This is a genomic window from Bacteroides sp. L008 (assembly GCF_040812255.1).
GTDB lineage: Bacteria > Bacteroidota > Bacteroidia > Bacteroidales > Bacteroidaceae > Bacteroides > Bacteroides vicugnae.
Genome location: NZ_JBFNXO010000001.1, coordinates 2,524,880 through 2,545,394, shown reverse-complemented (window position 1 = coordinate 2,545,394; position 20,515 = coordinate 2,524,880). Strand labels below are relative to the sequence as shown.

The 20,515-nt window shown below is 40.0% G+C and carries 16 protein-coding genes; 10 read left to right on the top strand and 6 right to left on the bottom strand.

Translation table 11 applies throughout. The features are described from left to right. Positions 1-39 precede the first annotated feature (39 nt). Entirely contained in the window at positions 40-1,116 is a 1,077-nt protein-coding gene (hydE, locus tag AB3G73_RS10185) for a [FeFe] hydrogenase H-cluster radical SAM maturase HydE (protein WP_234132675.1), read from the bottom strand. Then, positions 1,097-2,566 (bottom strand): 4Fe-4S dicluster domain-containing protein, encoded by a 1,470-nt coding sequence (locus tag AB3G73_RS10180; RefSeq protein ID WP_148364611.1) that lies wholly within the window; start codon positions 2,564-2,566, stop codon positions 1,097-1,099. Before AB3G73_RS10180 ends, hydE begins: the two co-directional genes overlap by 20 nt. Before the next feature lie 140 nt (positions 2,567-2,706). Between AB3G73_RS10180 and AB3G73_RS10175 the strand changes: the two genes are divergently transcribed. The 3 genes from AB3G73_RS10175 (at position 2,707) to AB3G73_RS10165 (ending at position 4,267) form a co-directional block, all read left to right on the top strand. Next, the gene (locus AB3G73_RS10175; protein WP_004301069.1) at positions 2,707-2,880 is read left to right on the top strand and encodes a hypothetical protein; all 174 of its coding nucleotides are present in this window, start codon (positions 2,707-2,709) and stop codon (positions 2,878-2,880) included. A 71-nt stretch (positions 2,881-2,951) separates the two neighbouring features. After that, a complete protein-coding gene (locus tag AB3G73_RS10170) occupies positions 2,952-3,500 on the top strand; it encodes an NUDIX hydrolase (protein ID WP_148364612.1) in 549 nt (182 codons plus the stop codon). A 59-nt stretch (positions 3,501-3,559) separates the two neighbouring features. Then, entirely contained in the window at positions 3,560-4,267 is a 708-nt protein-coding gene (locus AB3G73_RS10165; protein WP_148364613.1) for a DUF5039 family protein, read from the top strand. Between the two features lie 400 nt (positions 4,268-4,667). Here AB3G73_RS10165 and AB3G73_RS10160 read toward each other — a convergent pair whose 3' ends face one another. Next, positions 4,668-5,714 carry a L,D-transpeptidase gene (locus AB3G73_RS10160; RefSeq protein WP_367744761.1) on the bottom strand — a complete coding sequence of 349 codons (1,047 nt, stop codon included), beginning with the start codon at positions 5,712-5,714 and terminating at the stop codon, positions 4,668-4,670. Between the two features lie 244 nt (positions 5,715-5,958). Between AB3G73_RS10160 and AB3G73_RS10155 the strand changes: the two genes are divergently transcribed. The 7 genes from AB3G73_RS10155 to AB3G73_RS10125 all read left to right on the top strand — a co-directional run bounded on the left by AB3G73_RS10155 (position 5,959) and on the right by AB3G73_RS10125 (position 17,875). Then, positions 5,959-6,231 carry a co-chaperone GroES gene (locus AB3G73_RS10155; RefSeq protein ID WP_004314007.1) on the top strand — a complete coding sequence of 91 codons (273 nt, stop codon included), beginning with the start codon at positions 5,959-5,961 and terminating at the stop codon, positions 6,229-6,231. Positions 6,232-6,271: 40 nt separating this feature from the next. Then, entirely contained in the window at positions 6,272-7,909 is a 1,638-nt protein-coding gene (groL, locus tag AB3G73_RS10150; protein ID WP_148364615.1) for a chaperonin GroEL, read from the top strand. A gap of 162 nt (positions 7,910-8,071) precedes the next feature. After that, entirely contained in the window at positions 8,072-9,010 is a 939-nt protein-coding gene (locus AB3G73_RS10145) for a site-specific integrase (protein WP_148364616.1), read from the top strand. A 373-nt stretch (positions 9,011-9,383) separates the two neighbouring features. Beyond that, on the top strand, positions 9,384-11,987 hold the full coding sequence (locus AB3G73_RS10140) for a PL29 family lyase N-terminal domain-containing protein (protein ID WP_367744756.1): 2,604 nt from the start codon (positions 9,384-9,386) through the stop codon (positions 11,985-11,987). 450 nt (positions 11,988-12,437) lie between these two features. Continuing rightward, positions 12,438-13,376: a tyrosine-type recombinase/integrase gene (locus AB3G73_RS10135; RefSeq protein ID WP_367744755.1), complete on the top strand. Its 939-nt coding sequence runs from the start codon at positions 12,438-12,440 to the stop codon at positions 13,374-13,376. Positions 13,377-13,751: 375 nt separating this feature from the next. Next, the gene (locus tag AB3G73_RS10130; protein ID WP_367744753.1) at positions 13,752-16,634 is read left to right on the top strand and encodes a PL29 family lyase N-terminal domain-containing protein; all 2,883 of its coding nucleotides are present in this window, start codon (positions 13,752-13,754) and stop codon (positions 16,632-16,634) included. A 110-nt stretch (positions 16,635-16,744) separates the two neighbouring features. Further along, the gene (locus AB3G73_RS10125) at positions 16,745-17,875 is read left to right on the top strand and encodes an OmpA family protein (RefSeq protein ID WP_320980450.1); all 1,131 of its coding nucleotides are present in this window, start codon (positions 16,745-16,747) and stop codon (positions 17,873-17,875) included. Between the two features lie 237 nt (positions 17,876-18,112). Here the strand turns inward: AB3G73_RS10125 and AB3G73_RS10120 are convergent, their stop codons facing one another. From AB3G73_RS10120 to AB3G73_RS10110, 3 genes are read right to left on the bottom strand one after another with little or no spacing between them, the layout of a single operon-like run. Beyond that, the gene (locus AB3G73_RS10120) at positions 18,113-18,610 is read right to left on the bottom strand and encodes a GDYXXLXY domain-containing protein (protein WP_122138230.1); all 498 of its coding nucleotides are present in this window, start codon (positions 18,608-18,610) and stop codon (positions 18,113-18,115) included. Continuing rightward, complete coding sequence (locus AB3G73_RS10115) at positions 18,597-19,571, bottom strand: DUF4401 domain-containing protein (protein WP_367744751.1); 975 nt, start codon at positions 19,569-19,571, stop codon at positions 18,597-18,599. Before AB3G73_RS10115 ends, AB3G73_RS10120 begins: the two co-directional genes overlap by 14 nt. Further along, positions 19,555-20,472 (bottom strand): DUF2157 domain-containing protein, encoded by a 918-nt coding sequence (locus AB3G73_RS10110; RefSeq protein WP_367744750.1) that lies wholly within the window; start codon positions 20,470-20,472, stop codon positions 19,555-19,557. The genes AB3G73_RS10115 and AB3G73_RS10110 overlap by 17 nt, the downstream gene beginning before the upstream one ends. Positions 20,473-20,515: the final 43 nt, after the last annotated feature.

Below are 20,515 nucleotides of genomic sequence, written 5' to 3'. Positions count from 1 at the left end.
TTTTTCACCATGAGTTGCCCGAATATCACAGATTAAGATTTAATCCGAAATAAATCTTTGTGAATCTGTGCAGTCTGTGGTGCACTTAAAGTCGCCTCTTTCGGTAGAAATCTCGTAACCGATGGCATTCAACTGCTTTTGTAAGGCAGCCAGCCCTTCGGCAGATTCCGCTCCGAGTGAAGCTTTGTCATTGTATAATTCGTATTTTCTTCGCTCCTCCCGGGGAGACAGGTTGGGCATAACCACATTGGCACCTGCTAAAATACCCCGTTCCCTGCCATCAGGAATGAGAGTGGCAAGAGCTGTTGTTGCCGGAATCAATGCGGACGGATGCATCAGGCGGAAGATGGATAATAGAAGAATCGTCTGTTCCACCGTTCCGCTGGGATGTTCTGCAAAAGGCGTGTCATGATGCGGCAGGAAAGGTCCGATGCCAATCATTTCCGGGCGGAGCTTTTCTATAAACAATAGATCCTCAATGATATGCTCTACTGTTTGTCCCGGACTGCCGACCATAATTCCGGTTCCTGTCTGATAACCGATCTCTTTCAAATCCGCTAAACATTGCAGACGTTGTTTGCCGGACATTTCCGCCGGATGCAGTTGCCGGTAATGCAACTCATTATAAGTTTCGTGACGTAACAGATAACGGTTGGCTCCGGCACGGAAGAAACGTTCGTATGCCTCACGTGATTTTTCACCGAGCGACAGCGTAATGGCACAATCCGGATACTCCTGTCTGATACGGGCGACGGTCATTTCTATCTGATCGTCTGTCAGTGCAAGATCCTCTCCTCCTTGTAATACAAAGGTGCGGAATCCCAGTTCATAGCCCTGTTTGCAACAGTCCAGTATACTCTTCCGGCTTAACCGGTAACGTTCGATATTCGGATTTCCTTTTCGAATACCACAGTAATAACAGTTATTCCGGCAGCAGTTGCTGATTTCAATCAGTCCGCGGATATAAATTTTGTTTCCGAAGTGGAGGAGTGTGACTTCCTGCGCCTGTTTATTGATGTAACGCAGATTTTCTGCGTCACATCCGGTCAACAGTTGCCGGAATTCTTCCGGTGTCAGTGTTCTTTCCTGTCGTAGTTTATCGATCCATTGTTTCATAGCTCTCTTTCCGTTTGAGCAGCTCTTGTGCCAGTTGGCGACGTCCCGAAACAATGTCATTATGCGTACTCGGTCCGGTGATACATCCTCCTTCGCATGCCATCACTTCAATAAACTGTCCGGCAGCCTTTCCCGTCTTGGCACAGGCACGCAGCAGAGCGATATTCTTTTTATTGATGTCCGACACTTGTATCGCATTGATTTTCTCCGCTTCTTCTTTCAGATAAGCTTTGACAGCTCCCATCACACCACCTGCCTGTGCAAATCCGTGTGCTTCGCGAACGGAAGTATGTAATACGGAGAACTCCTGCATTTGTTCCAGCTGAATGTCCAGCCCGTCGAGAATCGAACCGATTTCTTCGAACGTCAGGATATAATCCACAGCTTCATCGCGGCGTACTTCTTTTCGTTTTGCTACGCAAGGACCGACAAATACAATCTTAGCATCCGGATGCTTTTCTTTGGCAATCCGTGCGGTATAGTACATCGGTGATCCGGTGGTAGAAACATAAGGTTTCATATCCGGAATATGTTTCTCTACCAGTTCGATATAAGAAGGACAACAGGAAGTTGTCATAAACTTCTGACCCTCTTCCAACTTCTCCAACAACTCGTGAGCTTCATTGCTAGTGGTTGACATGGCGCCTTCGGCCACTTCGATCACATCGGTAAATCCTATTTCTTTGAAAGCACCGTATACTTGTCCGATGGAAGTCTTGAACTGTCCCAAAATAGATGGAGCAATGATGGCAACCATCTTTTCTCCTTTCCGGATCCGTTGCAATACATCGAACGTTTGCGAGATTTCGAAGATAGCACCGAACGGACAAGCATTCATGCATTTTCCGCAATAGATACATTTGCTTTCATCAATATATTCTATACCATGTTCATCTTTACTGATAGCCTTTACCGGACAAGATTCTTCACAAGGTACGGGAATATATACAATAGCGTGATAAGGACAACTTTTGTGACAAATACCGCAACTGACACACGTGTCATGGTCAATCATTGCCTGACCGTTTTTCTTGAAACGTATCGCATCCTTGGGGCAGTTCATATAACAGCTACGTGCCACGCATCCGCGGCAAAGGTTGGTTATTTCATAATTGATTTGTATGCAGGAAGAACAGGCCTCATCGATGACGCACATGATATTCTCCTTTTCCGGTTCGGGGCGGCTCAATGCCAGTCGTGCATATTCGGAAAGCGGGGTAACTTCGTCGTGTTCGTCTGTCATATCCAGACCCATCAAGGGAAAAGTCTTGTATCTCCACACCGCACGTTCTTTGTGTATACAACAACGTCCTACAGGTTTTGATTTTCGTGGACTCAACTCAATCGGGAGCCGGTCTATCTTTTCCACTAATTCATCGTTTTTCCAGAGTCTGACAAGGTCCGCCAGCAATTTATGCCGGACAATCATAATATTATTCGTAAATGCCATATTGTAATAAAAGGTTGTTAGTTGGTGCAAAGATACGAACACTATTTCAATATTTAAGTTTTTTGAAACATTCTTGTAACTTTTTTGTAGCCTTCGCGTGCTATCTTTGTGGTGGACAAAAAATAAGAGGAGGCAGAGTTATGAATAGCAGTATTTTTGAACAGCGCAGTCGTTTTGCCATGATTGGTGCATTAATGGTTATTATCAGCCTGATGTTTTTATTCTACATGGGAAGTTCTTTGGTAAGCTCTACCAAAAAATATCTGGAGCAGATACATGAGATAGAGATCACTTGTATCGACACGGACGAATAAAAACAAGCAACCGGAAGGATAGGATAATCCGGAGGAAATTTGTATTTTTGCCGGAAGAAAAAACAGACCTTATGGAAGAAAAGAATAAAGCTTGGAAAACGGTGAGTAGCAAATATTTATTTCGCCGTCCATGGCTGACTGTGCGTTGCGAAGATATGCTACTTCCCAATGGTAACCATATCCCCGAATATTATATCCTTGAGTATCCCGACTGGGTAAATACCATTGCCATTACCAAAGACGGTAAATTCGTTTTTGTCCGCCAGTACCGTCCGGGAATCGAACGAACTTGTTATGAACTGTGTGCCGGTGTCTGCGAGAAGGAAGATGCTTCGCCATTGGTGTCCGCCCAGCGTGAATTGTGGGAAGAAACGGGCTATGGAAAAGGAAACTGGCAAGAGTATATGGTGATTTCCGCTAATCCGAGCACTCATACCAATCTGACCTACTGCTTTCTTGCCACAGACGTAGAACTGATAGATCATCAACATCTTGAAGATACTGAAGATATCACTGTACATCTGCTCACATTGGAAGAAGTGAGAAGCCTGCTAGATAAGAACGAAATTATGCAAGCACTGAATGCTGCTCCATTATGGAAATATATCGCAAATCTGTAATTGTGTTTGGAATTCTGTAGAGAAATAATAACTTTGGAGAAAAATTAAATCATTTTATTATGAAAACAGTTTTATGGAGTATTTTTTGTTTGTTTCTCTCCGGATGGGGAAGTATGCAAACGGCATCAGCGCAGGACTTGAAAGAGATGGAAAAGAACTTGTCTGCCATCAACGAGGAATTGAGTCAAAAGACAAAAGAATATAGTTGGCAGCTTGCAGCGGCTTACGCGGATTACTGTGAAGCAAACAATAAATATATAAGTTGGAACGATTTGCCTTATCTGCAACAGGTTGTCGAATATGAGCGTCCTGCTTCTTTGGAAACTTTCCGGTTGGAGCATAAGGCTGCAAAAGACGAGTTGGATAAGTTTTTAAATACATATAAGGAATATAGGGATCTCAAGAAGAAACAGACTGAAGCAGTGACCAAGGAACAGAAAGATGCTGTATCTGCAGCCTTTGCTGCTTTTTGGAAAAAGTTGAGAAGCGAAGAAAATTCTTATAAAGATTTATATTACGCCGAACGAAAAGCGATCTGCAAATATAGATCGGAGGCCTTGCGGCATGTAATTGCCCATTATAAGGAAGAAAAACAGGAAGTTCCTACTTCTTTTATAAAATATTCAGAACGGTCTTATTTATTGCAGAAAGGTTCTGCTTTGGAGTTGATGCAGAAAGAAATAAGTGCATTGGAAAGTGTGCAGAGAGAACTTGTACGGAATATAACGAGAGCAAAGTATGGCTTGAATGAGACTGAAGAGAAATAAAAGAGAATTTTACACACGCTTGATAAGATAATACGGGATAATCCCTTTTTATGCTGGAGGTCTGGACTGAAAAGTTCAGGCCTCTTTATCTTTCCCCTCAAGTATATATAGAAAAGTTTCTTTTCTCCCTATGCAAACTTCCTTTGCATGGGAAGTAAACTTATTAAGGTTATAGGGTAATCTATAAACGCAACTTTTGTTTATAAAATTGCAACTTGCATTTATATAAATGAAACTTCCGTTTTTATAAACGCAACTTGCGTTTATAGATTGAAGTAAAGGGGAAGTAACTTTGCCCGGTAGGGAAAGCAAGTTCTCTCCTTATCGAAAAGAAGTTTTCTAATAATACTTTGAACGATAGATAGTGAGGATTCGGACAGGGATGTATGTTTGTTCAGCGCTATTCCAATACAAAAATAATAGTCTCATTTACAGGTGCCCAGTCATAGATAAACTTGGCGTGGGAAGTCGCGTTTCGTACACACATATGCGAACGCGGTGTCGTTCCCAACGACGGACTATATTCAATCTGCGTCTTGCGGGGAGCATTGACCGGTACTCCATGGATATAGGCCCCATCTGTGAAACGGCTGGCATAAGGCGCATAACCTCCCGTTTCTTTCGAACCGTCTTTTAAAAATACCATCTTTACTTTCTTTTCCTGTAAAACAAACATACCTAACGGAGTTTCCTGTGCATATGGCGGCAGATGACGTCCCGTAGTGGAAGGATTCATACTGCGAACCACCCATTGACCTTTTCCGCTACGTTCGAGAGAAGTGATATTCTGATTGTGGCGGTCTATGAAAATAGCTTTGTTAAAAACAACCGTATCTCCGATTACTTTGACATACTTTTTAGGAATCATCCATTCATCTCCGGTAAACACCGGTTCTGCTTTAATGAATTTTTCTCCATTTTCGATGAAACGGGTCAGTTCTCCATCCTGCCCGTAACGTTCGGGTACCAATGTGTCAGTCAGCAAATAAAGTGGAACGGATTGATAACGTTCTATACCGAGTGTATCTGCCACTCGTCCGTAAGCATTTCTTTTGAAACTTCTCACCAGTGGCGCTTCTCCATTCCTGTTTTTGTAATTCTGGAGAATTGCCCACGTGGAAGGCTGCAACTGTATATTTTCGAGTAAGGCCAGCTGTTCTTTGATTTTATCCCATTGAAACTGCCGGGTAGTGTCTTTATAAGGATAGATATCATCCAATGTATATTGGTCGTACAACAAATCTTTAGTGATTTGTATCTGCTCTGCTGTGAGTTTTTTATCAACTGGTTTAACTTCGGGTTGAACTATTGTATCTTGCAACAGCGAGTCTGTTTGTTGTCCGTGTACAGGAGGAATCTCTCCTGAACGCGAAGTGCAGGAGTAGAAAACGCAAGAGGCGATGATGAGGCCGGATGCTATTCTATTCATATTATTTATATAGTGCATTTGATGGTTCGTTTACGAATATACGTCATTATAAGGAATAATCCTTTTGTTTTGTTTAAAAAGTGGGAGACAAATATACTTTTTTGCCATACAATGCAAGTTGTCAGTCATTTTGTCAGTCAAATTCTGACAAAGAATCATTTATTTACTTTGGCACGCTTTTCGCAATAACTTTAGCGTTCCGCCTGAAAAATGGCGGATAACATCTACTATTAAATGTATAACTAAAATATAACAAGTAACTATGAACATTAAACCATTAGCAGACAGAGTGCTTATCCTCCCTGCACCTGCAGAAGAAAAAACAATTGGTGGTATCATTATCCCTGATACAGCAAAAGAAAAACCTTTGAAGGGTGAAGTTGTGGCAGTAGGTCACGGTACGAAAGACGAAGAAATGGTATTGAAAGTAGGCGATACAGTTCTTTATGGTAAATATGCCGGAACAGAACTTGACGTTGAAGGTACTAAATATCTGATCATGCGTCAGAGCGATGTTCTCGCTGTTTTGGGTTAATTAATAATAGTAAATAAATCTTTAAATAGTAAATAAAGAAATGGCAAAAGAAATATTATTCAATATCGATGCCCGTGACCAATTGAAAAAAGGTGTCGATGCTTTGGCAAATGCAGTAAAAGTAACTCTGGGCCCGAAAGGACGTAACGTTATCATCGAGAAGAAATTCGGTGCTCCGCACATCACAAAAGATGGTGTGACAGTGGCAAAGGAAATCGAATTGTCAGATGCTTACCAGAATACTGGTGCACAGTTAGTAAAAGAAGTTGCTTCTAAAACAGGTGACGATGCCGGTGACGGTACAACTACTGCAACCGTTCTTGCACAGGCTATCGTAGCTGAAGGTTTGAAAAACGTAACTGCCGGTGCTAGCCCGATGGATATCAAACGTGGTATCGACAAAGCCGTTGCCAAAGTGGTAGAATCAATCAAGGATCAGGCTGAAACTGTAGGTGACAACTATGACAAGATCGAACAGGTTGCCACTGTATCTGCAAACAACGACCCGGTAATCGGTAAATTGATTGCTGACGCTATGCGTAAGGTTTCTAAAGACGGTGTGATCACTATCGAAGAAGCAAAAGGAACAGATACTACTATCGGTGTAGTAGAAGGTATGCAGTTCGACCGTGGCTATTTGTCAGCTTACTTCGTGACAAATACGGAAAAGATGGAATGTGAGATGGAGAAACCTTACATCCTGATCTATGACAAGAAGATTTCTAACCTGAAAGATTTCTTGCCTATCCTCGAACCGGCTGTACAGACAGGTCGTCCGCTGTTGGTCATTGCAGAAGATGTAGATAGCGAAGCGTTGACTACATTGGTAGTAAACCGTCTGCGTTCTCAATTGAAGATTTGTGCTGTGAAAGCTCCGGGCTTCGGTGACCGTCGTAAAGAAATGCTGGAAGATATCGCTATCCTGACAGGTGGTGTTGTTATCAGCGAAGAAAAAGGTTTGAAACTGGAACAGGCTACCATCGAAATGTTGGGTACTGCTGACAAAGTTACAGTTACTAAAGACTATACAACTGTTGTAAACGGTGCAGGTAACAAAGACAGCATCAAGGAACGTTGCGAACAGATCAAAGCACAGATTGTAGCAACTAAGTCTGACTATGACCGTGAGAAATTGCAGGAACGTCTGGCTAAATTGTCAGGTGGTGTGGCTGTTCTCTATGTAGGTGCTGCTTCTGAAGTAGAAATGAAAGAAAAGAAAGACCGCGTGGACGATGCTTTGCGTGCAACTCGTGCTGCTATCGAAGAAGGTATCATCCCGGGTGGTGGCGTAGCTTATATTCGTGCAATCGACACTATCGAAAATATGAAGGGTGACAATGCTGACGAAACAACCGGTGTTGAAATCATCAAGCGTGCTATCGAAGAGCCACTTCGTCAGATCGTTGCTAACGCTGGTAAAGAAGGTGCGGTAGTTGTTCAGAAAGTACGTGAAGGCAAAGGTGACTTTGGTTATAACGCTCGTTTGGATATTTACGAAAACTTACACGCTGCCGGTGTAGTGGACCCTGCTAAGGTTGCTCGTGTAGCTTTGGAAAATGCAGCTTCTATCGCTGGTATGTTCCTGACTACTGAATGTGTAATCGTAGAAAAGAAGGAAGATAAGCCAGAAATGCCGATGGGTGCTCCCGGAATGGGAGGCATGGGCGGAATGATGTAATTCCGGCTTTCGCTTAGAAATATATAATTAAGGATAAGAACCACTTTCCCTGATAGGGGAGGTGGTTCTTTTTTTGGTATTCCTGCAACATCTCTGCCTTCAATTTGTTCGATTGTTGAAATACTCCTATATTTATTGTCTAATTTATTAATAAATCGTGAGATGTTGAAAGTAGTAACATTTATGAAGCAAGTAGCCCGTGGGCTACAGATGGGGGGAAACTTTGGTACTGCTCATGTATACCGTAGCAGTCTCAATGCCATCATTGCTTATTGTGGGAAAGAGGATTTCACCTTTGATGAGGTGAATCCGGAGTGGTTAAAAGGGTTTGAAGTACATCTTCGTAGTCGTGGTTGTAGCTGGAATACCGTCTCCACTTATTTGCGCACGTTTCGTGCAGTTTATAACCGTGCCGTTGATCTTCGTAAGGCACCTTATATTCCTCACCTGTTCCGTTCTGTTTATACAGGCACTCGTGCCGATCATAAACGTGCGTTGGGTGATGAGGATATAAAGAGGGTATTTGTCAAGTTGTCACAGACTTTACCTTGTTCGCAGTCGCTGCGTAAGGCACAGGAATTCTTTATCCTAATGTTTTTATTGCGTGGTTTGCCATTTGTCGATCTCGCCTATTTGCGTAAAAGTGATTTACGTGATAATGTGATTACGTATCGCAGGCGTAAGACAGGACGCACCTTGTCTGTGACACTGACCGCGGAAGCGATGGTTTTGGTAAAGAGGTATATGAATCGTGACAGTTCTTCTCCTTATCTGTTTTCTTTGTTGAAAAGCCGTGAAGGTACTCGGGAAGCTTATCGTGAATACCAGTTGGCATTGCGCACATTCAATCGTCAGTTGATGTTGTTGGGCGAATTGTTGGGACTGGGTGATAGGTTGAGTTCCTATACTGCACGCCACACCTGGGCTACGACAGCTTATTATTGTGAGATTCATCCGGGTATTATTTCCGAAGCGATGGGGCACTCTTCTATCACTGTGACTGAAACGTATTTGAAGCCTTTCAGGAATAAGAAAATTGATGAAGCTAATAAGCAGGTAGTTGATTTTGTTAAGCGGTCTATTTGTGGATTAACCGCTTGATAAATAGTCTGTTACTTTATAGGTAACGGGAGTAATACCGATGCAAATATGAGCATATTTCTTAAAACAACCAAACGAAATCGCACATTTTTTCTAATAAAGCACTCAAAAGGAGAACACAAGCATATAAAACACGTGGATTCTTTGTATTAGGGCTTGTTAACCTCTAAATTTTGCACAAGATTTCCCTCCCCTCTACCGTTTCCTTGAGGTAGGGGTTAAAAAGTTTCATTGCATATTATATCCTTTTCTAGTATTGACTACTCTCAAAGAGCAGGCACAGAGGTTCTTCCGTTACCTATAAAGTAACGGGCATGCTATTATTGAAACTTAGTGTTTAATAATATATTATTAATGTAATTTTTAAGTAGTTATGAAAAGAAAATTTGTAAAAGTGATGTTCTTCGGGGCGTTGGCACTTTCTACTGTCACCTATGTAGGCTGTAAAGACTATGATGATGACATCGACAATCTGCAGACACAGATTGACGCAAACAAAGCTAGCATTGCCGAGTTACAGAATTTTGTGAAAGAAGGTAAATGGGTAACCGCTGTAGAACCAATTACTGATGGATTTAAAATAACTTTTAATGATGGTAAGAGTTATTCTATCGTAAGTGGTGCTGCAGGGGCAAGTGGTACAAAGATTGAGATTGATCCTACTACAAAGAATTGGATTATTGATGGGAAAGACAGTGGCATTTGTTCTGAAGGACAGAAAGGTGATAAAGGAGATGACGGTGAACCGGGTAAAGGTGAACCAGGCAAAGATGGTGAGGATGGATATGCACCACAAATTTCAGAAAATGGTAACTGGATTGTTTGGGATGTTGCATCTCAAAAGCCTGTAGAAACAGATATTAAAGCCGCTTCTGATATTTATGTAACTGCTGATCCTAACAATTCATTGGTTTGGGTATTGAATGTTTTCAATAAGGAGACAAAAGAATGGGAAAAGGTTTCTATGCCGAAAGCTGCTCGTATTACTAGCATGAGTGTACTTGGTGTAAAAGCAGATGGTACTGTTAATTTAGGATCTACAGAGGCTGAAGCTACTTTATATTATGGTGTAGCAGGAGAGGACATTGAATTCAATGGAAACAAAACTTTCAAGAAGGAAGGAGATTTGCTCGTTACTAGAGGAGGTAGCATGATTCATGCATTGATTAACCCTGTGAATTTGAAAGCTGCGGATATCCAAGCCTATGAAATCGGTTTGACAGATTCTAAGGGTAATACTAACTTTATTGTTGCTAGTATCGGAGACAATTTTAGTGAAAATGCTTTGACTCGTGCAGCAGAAGAACCTGAAGCCACAGCAAATAAGGGAATTTATGATTTGACTCTTAAATTTGCAGATGGAGTAGATGATGAAACATTGAATAGCTTTGACTCTAAAACTGCGTATGCACTTACCACAAAAGATGCGTGGGGTAATGAAATCATTTCGCAGTATGGTGTAAAAGTTGATGTTCAAACTAGTGAACCAACTGTAGAATTTGTTGATCCTGAACCTCTACCTTTTAAAGTTACTTATAATCTGGATGAATTGGCTGGTAGTGGTTTAGATAACGTGGTAGCTTACTATTACGAGGTTAAAGATGAAGATGCTAAGAATGTAGATGCTACATTTGATGAAGAGAAGAACACGATTCTTGCAAATAAAGAAGGTACATTGCTTGTTACTATTCACTATCTTACTACTAAAGGAGCTAAAAAGGAGTATAAGATGAATCTGAAATTTACTTATGTAGCAAAACAAGCTGAAATAAAAGATATGACTTGGGTTGTTGATGGTAAGAAGCTAACGGCTGAATCTGATATTGTCGGTCCTTCAGTAGATGAAATTAGAAAATCTATTAGTGATATTTATTATGAGATAGAATATGCTGGCGGAAAAGTTACAATCAATGGAAAGGAAAATTTAGCATATGCAGATAATGAAAATACTAGAGAAAGTATTGAACTATCTTTGGTTGGCCTGAACGCAAAAGGTGAAGATGTTGAAAAACTGAATGATGAGACTATAACTAAATATGTAATCAGAGCTACATTCAATGAAAACTATGTTGCTGCTGTACCTCATACTGCAACAGTGAAGTTTATAAATAATGACGGAAATGCGGATCTGGGTAATCAATATTTGTATGAGACTACATTTACGATTACTGTAGATCAGCAGGATGCTAAGTTGTTTGTCTTTAAACGTGCAGGTGCTTACTTTAAGGGTGATGATGCTACAGCATATGGTAAGGTAGCGGCTACTGCTCAAACGAAGACTATTTCTTATAATCTTTACTCTTTGTATCAAGCTAACTCTATCCTTGTAGGTGATGAAACTGCTAATTCATTTGTTACATTCACTGAAGAAATACCAAAAGATGAGGCAAATAAGAAAGAAGGTAAAGCATGGCTGTCTGCAAAAGAAACTAGCAATGGAGATATTTCAGTTGAACCTTCCCCTGCATATGGTGGTGCCTATATGGGCCGTAATATAACTGTAACTTATGCACCGTTCGGAAATTCTCGTCTGAATGCTATTGTTGACGAATTTAATCTGACAATAAAATCTGAAATCTTTGAAGGTAATTTCGAATATGCGAAGAAGATAGATGATAAAGTTATAGGAACTAAGGATAATCCATTCGAAGTTGATGGTGGTCGTTCTATAGATATATTGGAGAGTGAATTCAAGAAAGAGGATGTTTATGGTGCTACCTATGACTTTGACAATGATAGAATAAATAAAGTTGAAGTAGTATTGGCAGATGATAATGCTAAAACTTATCTGACGGCTGCAACTAGCTTTGCAGATGTAACAGAGGGTGAGGAAGTATTAGATAGAAAGGTTACTATATCTAAGAATCCTTCTGCAACAGGTATTGTAACTCCTCCAGTTTGTAAAGTAGATGTTAAGATCACTGATAAGTGGGGTAAAACGAAGACTACATCAATCTATGTTGAAGTGATTAAGTAACTTAGATTAATGAACTAATAATTGAGGGCATCTTAATTCTCTTAGGACTAAAGATGCCTTCTCTTTACAGATTGAAATATGGGATAATAAATCCTTTGAAAAGAAATATATTGAGGGACAGATGGAAGGGATCATGCTTGTGAAAGTATATCCTTTAAATATCTGTCTTTTAGAAAGGGATACCTCCCTTATTTCCCACAGGTATCCCTTTTTTTGTCTCATTACATCTTCTTATTTGCACTAGAACCAATTTGCTAGTCCCTTATTTCCCTATAGATTAAGGAGATGTTTTGAGAGTATAGAAAGCCCGGGCTTGCGAAAGTCCGGGCTTTTTGCACTCTTTTGTCTTTGGAACATCTTAGCCGTTTCCTTTGTTTGTTCATGCGAGGTATTTCCATTGATGGGATAATACTCGTATATTTATCGTCTAAATTATTAATAAATTATGAGATGTTGAAAGTACTAGCATTTATGAAGCAGGTAGCCACTGGGTTACAGATGGAGGGAAACTTTGGGACTGCACATGTTTATCGTAGTAGTCTGAATGCCATCATTGCTTATCGTGGGAAAAAAGATTTTGTTTTTAGTGAAGTGACTTCGGAGTGGTTGAAAGGGTTCGAAGTATATCTTCGTAGTCGTGGATGTAGTTGGAATACCGTTTCCACCTATTTACGGACCTTTCGTGCGGTTTACAATCGTGCGGTCGATCTTCAGAAGGCTCCTTATGTTCCTCATTTGTTTCGTTCGGTTTATACCGGGACGCGAGCTGACCATAAACGTGCGTTGGGTGATGAGGATATGAAGAAGGTGTTTACTAAATTATCTCGTGCATCGGGTGTACCATTAGCGGTATATCAGGCGCAGGAGCTATTCATCCTGATGTTTTCGCTTCGTGGTATGCCGTTTGTCGATCTTGCTTATTTGCGTAAGAGTGATTTGCGCGATAATGTAATAAGGTATCGTAGACGTAAAACCGGGCGCCCATTGTCGGTGACATTGACTCCGGAAGCAATGGCTTTGGTAAAGAAATACATGAATCGTGATTCTTCTTCTCCTTATTTATTTCCGTTGTTGAGAAGTCGTGAAGGAACCAAAGAGGCTTATCGCGAATATCAGCTTGCATTACGCAGCTTTAACCAGCAGCTGATGTTATTGGGTGAATTGCTCGGATTGGGAGATAAACTTAGTTCGTACACCGCCCGTCATACCTGGGCTACGACGGCTTATTATTGTGAAATTCATCCGGGTATTATTTCTGAAGCGATGGGACATTCGTCTATCACCGTCACTGAAACCTATCTGAAACCTTTCAGGAATAAGAAAATCGATGAAGCAAATAAGCAAGTTCTTGATTTTGTGAAGCGTTCTGTGACAGGTGTAAGTGCCTGAAAATTATTCTGTTACTCTGTAGGTAACGGGAATGAATATCGGTGCAAATATGAGCATATTTCTTAAAACAACCAAACGAAATCACACATTTTTTCTAATAAAGCATTCAAAAGTAGAACTAGAACAAATAAAACACGCGGATTCTTTGTATTAGGGCTTTGTTAACTTCTAAATTTTGCAAAAGATTTCCTTCCCCTCTACTGCCTTTCAGAAGCAGGGGTAAAAAAGTTTCATCACATTTGGTATCATTTTTCAGTATTGACTACTCCAGAAGAGCAGGCACAAAGGTTTCTCTGTTACCTACAGAGTAACGGGCATGCTATTATTGAAACTTAGTGTTTAATAATATATTATTAATGTAATTTTTAAGTAGTTATGAAAAGAAAATTTGTAAAAGTGATGTTCTTCGGGGCGTTGGCACTTTCTACTGTCACCTATGTAGGTTGTAAGGACTACGATGATGACATCGACAATCTGCAAACACAGATTGACGCTGTAAAAGTGTCACTCGAGGAGTTGCAGGCAAAGGTTAACAGCGGTTCCGTTATAACAAATGTCGCGAAAGGAGAAAACGGGATTACTGTGACGCTTAGTGATGGCAAAAGCTATGAACTGAAAAATGGTACTAATGGTAAGAATGGTACAGATGCTGATGTCTGGACTATTGGTGAGAAAGATGGTTATTGGTATAAGAATGGAACGAAGACCCAATACAAAGCTGTCGGAGTGGATGGTGGAACTGGAGCTACGGGAGCAACAGGTCCTTCAGGTGCACCCGGTGCAAATGGTAAATACTATGTACCTAACAAAGAAACTGGAAAATTCGATATTTATCAGGATGGTAAATTCGTAGAAACAACTGATATTAGTTGGAAAACTACTTCTGAAGGTGGAATGACAGCTATTCTTAATGGTAATGTGTTGACTCTTCAAGGAGTTGAAGGAGCACCCGACGGTGTGACAATTGACCTCACTTCTGGTATTTCTTTGTCTTCTATAGCATTCATGCCTGATGTAGTAAGTAAGGATGTTCCTTATGCAACTACCAGTGCACCTTTCTATCACATCAAAAACTATTTGGATGAAACTAAATACAATACTGCCACTGGTGAATTTACCAATTTGTCAGATTGGGGTAAATCGAATGTGGTAGCAATGAATTACCGTTTGAATCCGGAAGATGCAAATGTAGATGGAAAGACTGTATTTGGCTTCATTGATCGCAAGGTTACAACTCGTGCAACAGGTGACAGAACAGTGTTACTGAATGTAGATGAGAAGAAAGTGGCTGACGGTGTTGTTGTGATTGGAGCAACAATCAACCCAGCTGCATTGGCGCAAAATGCAGAATATAATATCGCTGCTTTGCAGGCATGGTATGGTCAAGTGCCATTGACTTCTGATTATGTATATGCTACATCAACAGAGATTGATCTTGTGCTTGCTGATAGTGTGAAAACAAAGGCAGGAGATGATGAAGCGAAAACATTCTATAAGCGTAGCATATCCACTTCGTTCAAAGATGGTGAGACAAGTGCCTTTATTCAAAAATTCGTGAAATTAACTGCAGATGCAAATGCTGCATTTAAGTATACATCTACGATCAATTTGAAAGATTATGTTGGATTATATTCTAATCAAAAAGACAATTGGTTGGCTGCACTGGATTTTAAAGGTATGAGCTATGAATTCACTATACCTAAAGAGTACTTGGCTAATGATGACGAAAAGACAAACCAACAATGGTTTATCGTGAAAGACAAATCGAAAGACGGAGAAAATCCTCTTGAAAATGGTACAATCATGGTGAATCCAGAAGTGGTGAACGGAACTCCGGCTATCGGACGTACTCCGGTTGTACGAGTAGACGCTTTCCTTACAAGTAATAGTGGACAGAAGAAACTGGTTGCTTCTTCATACATCAAACTGGAAATTACAGCAGAAGATCCTAATCCGGGAGAAAAGCCTGATTATGGAACAATTAAGATGTCTGAACCTAAAGCTGCCGATTATCATAAGTTAGAAGCTGATCAAAACGCATTTACTAATAAATATGATCTTGATAATGTCAATATGGATTATCAGGCTATTAACAATAAGATTTATGGTACTGCAAAATTGACATCTACTACATTCTGGAATTATTATGGTGGTCAGGAACATAAATATAATGTATTGGTTACTGTTGTTAATAAGAGTGGTCAGGAAGTAACACTTATCAGTGAAGAGGCTAAACAAGAAACTGATAAAGTAATTAATACCGATGGTATACTTCTTAACATCAAGTTGAATAGTGATGCTACTAAGACGTCTGCTATTAAGGTGGGTATCAATGACGTAATCAAGACCCAGAACACTTATAAAGATGTTGATGGTAAGGGAGCTAAATACTCGGTTAAGATCATCATTCCTTCCAATGATAATTCACATGGTGACATTGTTCTTGAACAGATATTCTATGTGAAAGAAACTTGTGTTGCTTATGAATACAATCCGAACTATCATTTTGACAACTATAATGGTCATGCAAACTGTATCGTTGTTAAGGGACAGATGGCTAATGGACACTGGGAAATGTCTTCTAGAATTGCAGAGCATTTCAAGTTGATTGATGGTAAAGATATCTTCAGTTATTATAAAGACGTTAATAATACGAAAGCTATTTCTTTCAAATGGGCAGATCCGTCAGGAGTAACTCCATCAGGAGCATTCAATACCAATGAGGAACTTAAATTATCTGCTGCAATGACCGAACCGGAAATTGTGAAACAGATGAATTATGAAGTGACTTTGAATAATGACGAACCTTGTAACTTTAGTTATAATGTTGTATTCGTTAATCCGTTTGTTGCAGGTGATGCTAAGTCAATATCTATTAATGGCAACGCTATCGGTAAGAATACAGGAGAAACTATGCCACAAGTTCTTGTCACCGACAATTCTAAGCAGAATATATATTCTTACTCAACTACGACTAAAAAACTGGAATTGAGTAAGGTAGCTACAGATACTTATAAGTTGACAACATCTATCGTTAGTGTGAAGTATGAACCGGTTAAAGATCAGACATGGACTGACTTTACTTCACAGTTGACCTCTGGCTCTACTTTGAGCGTAGATCAGTCTACAGGTACTGTTACTTGGCAAAATGAAGGTACTACATTGTCTAAGAACTTCTCATTTAAAGTGAAAGCAACAGTTACATTTACAGACTTATCTGTGGTAGAATGTTACATTCCTGTTAATTTGACTAAGTAACTTGAAACAACGAAGTAACCTTGTAAAAGTATACTTCATATAATTTGCGGAGGACGTTCCAGAAAGATAAACGGAGCGTCCTCTGTTTTGAATTGAAATTAGATATAAACATGAAGATTAAATATCACATTCTGTTAGTTACGATTCTGATGTCCGCTAGTGATGTCTTTGCCTGGCAGTCCGACGATATAAAGCAGCAAGCTTTATCAAAAGACGAAGGAAAGACAGTATTCAGTCCGCATTGGGTTCTGTCTGCACAAGGCGGTGGCGCTTATACTTTGGGGGAGACAAACTTTGGAGATTTGGTATCTCCATCCTTGGCTATAGCTTTAGGATATAAATTTACTCCATTGTTCGGTGTTCGGGCAGCGGTAAGTGGTTGGCAAGCTAAAGGTGGTTGGGTGAATCCGGATATTACCTATACATATAAATATTTGCAGGGCAGTGTGGATGCAATGCTTGATTTGGGCAATTTGTGTTGTGGTTTTAATCCAAAACGCTTTTTCAATGCGTATCTTTTTCTAGGTGCGGGTTTGAATGGTGCTTTTGACAACGATGAGGCTGTGAATCTGAATGCTAGTGGATATAAACTTCAACGTTTATGGACGGGTAAGAAGCTCTATATCGCAGGGCGTATCGGTTTGGGAACAAATCTTCGCCTGAACGATCATGTCGCTATTAATTTGGAAGTAAACACTAATATGTTATCAGATAAATTCAACTCTAAAAAAGGAGTTAATGCTGATTGGCAATTCAATGGGTTGGTGGGACTATCTTTTACATTAGGAAAGAGTTATAGAAAGGCGACTATAATTTCGAATGAACCTGAAGAGTCTGTTTCAACACTACTTGTGGTAGAGCAACCGGAGAAGGTAGCAGTTGAAGGACAACCGGAATTAAAAAAAGAAACGACGATATCAGAGCCTATGAAACAGGACATCTTTTTTGCTTTGAATTCTGCCCGTATTCAAAATGACCAACAGTCGAAGATTGTTGCTCTTATTGAATACTTGAAGAAATATCCTGTGACTAAGGTGAATGTTACTGGTTATGCAGATGTAAATACCGGTAATGCAAGAATTAATTCAAAGTTGTCTGAAGCTCGTGCTAAGAATGTAGCTGAAGCATTGAAATCTAAAGGAATTGCTGCTGACAGAATTATAGTTGACTTCAAGGGGGATACGGTACAACCTTATTCTACTCCTAAAGAGAATCGTGTAAGTATTTGTATAACAGAATAAAATGAAATTAGAGGAAACAGGTGGACGGTGATGCTTGTGAAAGTATTCCATCCAAAGAACTGTTCTTCGAAAGGGATACCTCCCTTATTTCCCACAGGTATCCCTTTTAAATCTCATAGCATCTCCTTGTTGCACTAGAACCAATTTGCTAGTCCCTTATTTCCCTATAGATTAAGGAGATGTTTTGAGAGTATGGAAAGCCCGGGCTTGTGAAAGTCCGGGCTTTCTCATTATTATTTATTTATCGGATTGAATACGATGAAAGTCCTTATCATACAGTCCTACAAGTAAGTTTTGTCCTTTATCATTCACTTTCAGTCCGCCATACATGGCTTTTTGATAAAGGGTATCCTGTCCTTCTTCGAAGAAGAAAGATTCGGCACCGAGGAAGAGCCGGTAATGTACTATTTTATATTTGATGACCAGTTCATCACTGTTTACAGGTTCTAAAGCGTTTTGCAGTCGCACTATTTCTCCTACCTGATTACTGTCAGTTCGAAGTACGGCATAACCGCGTTTGGCAGTTTGTTCGTCTACCGGAGCTGATGAGGCTTCCTGGTAGTTAAGTCTCATATAGTCTCCTTGCATAAGGGAGCGGGGATCGACAGGAACTAACTGTAACAAAACCAACCGTCCGTCTTTCAAGATTTGCTCTTTCTTATAAACCGACCAGTTGAAATACCCTAGTAACAGTATCAGGTTTACGATAATCAATATTCGGCTATATTTTTTCATGTCTTGTTCTTTTTTGAGTGAAGAAATACCAGGCTGCAATACATGCAATTCCGATGAAGAAAAGCGTAATGGATTTGGTGAGCAGGCTCAAATTCAAATCATAATAGTATTTGGAAACGGCATAGATAAAGAGAAGAAGTGCAGCGGCACACTCTGCTCTATAACCATAATGAAAACATATTAAAATCAGTAACAAACTGCCGGATAAATAAGGAGCAAATACAGTAGGCAGACAGATGATAATACAAAGAACGTAGATACCAATCTGATTCACCGGATTGTCGACTTTCATGACTTGCATGATTTGTTGAATTATGATAAGAAGTCCTACCCATATACAAACGGACAATATGCCCGATACGAGCCAGCTATTTGTTTCCGATACCAGATAATTGATTGATAATCCTCCCAGTGAGACGATACTGGATATAAATAAACCGGCATGAAACGGTCTGTATTTAAAAAAGTAATTCCTCCTCTCTATCCACTCAAACAGCTTTACTTCGAAGATATTGATAAATAGAAATGCTCCAAGGATAGGGATTACTGCTATTTGCAGGGGATAAAACGAAGAAAAGACATAGGCAATTTCTCCAAATAAAGATATATTAAACAGAATGACTGAAAGAAAGGGGAGAATGAATCCTCTTGATAAAAAGAAAGTGAGTATACTGATTATTATAAGTATAAAGAAGAGGGCATGAATATTAGCACTCATGCTAAAGCCTGCCAATACGCATCCTGCTATATATAAAGTGATGTTCATCGCATCCAGAAAAGGCCGGACAACGACGCGGCTGATTGTTAACGTAGTAATGATTAACAAAATTCCTATAATCAGACTGGAAATCTCGGATTGAATGATTCTGGCAAGTGCCAGAAATCCCAGAAAGAAAATAGCCGTCAGGATTCCCCCGATAATGGATACGACTTGAATAGTGAGGTTATGCTTCTGTGCCATACCATTGCTTTTTTAGATGAAGAATGATGTAAATAAGTAAAGTTGTCCCGATGATGACAATAATTCCTCCATAGAAGAATATCTGAACATCCCTAAGATCACTTTTAGATATGAATGTAGTCAATAAAATCATTAATGTGGCAAAAGGAATGATAGCGAGATAGAACAGACTCTTTTCTCTCCATCCGTACCAAAGTCCCGCTGCGAATAGAAGGACAGTAGTTATGAGAGGAACAGATAATATGGTATAATCATCACAGATGGTCGCCATTAACAGAAAGCTGGTGTGTAGAATGGTAGCCAACGAAAGAAGACTGACAAACCAACGATTGTTTCTGTTCAAATGACCTTTTGCACTCATCCATTCCGTAATAATAGTTGCCACGGCACATATCCAGGTTACTGCATTACCCAATAGAGTTATTTCCCAAGAGCCATAGCCGGCAATTTGTATATTATACAGCCATATCGTAGTACAGAGTAATCCGATGAACGTCAGCCATAACGGAGCGAAGCGGATAGCAATCGCCCAGAGAATGGTGAAAAGAGTCCATCCCAGAAAGAGATCGTAAGCATCGGCCCCTGTTTGGTAAATTTGTCCGAAGACAGCGAAAAGCGTACCTATCAGAAATGTAGCTCCGGTGAGGAGAATTTGTTTGACGAGCTTACTCCAACGGGTAAATGTAGCGAGCAGGACAGAGACTACTAATAATACTTCTACCATTCCTAATTTGGCAAATTTAGGTAGTTCATCCCAGTTATAGGCAAAAAAGAAGACGATGCCTGCCACTGTAAAGCCAACGCCCACTGCCAATAAAAAAATAGAAAGGAATTGATTCCACTGTTTTTTATCTGCATGTAGAGCTTGTCGGGATAAAGGCGAAAAGTCGGGCTTTTCCATGTGTTTTTACTTTTTGATAATTGCAAACATAAGAAAATAAAAT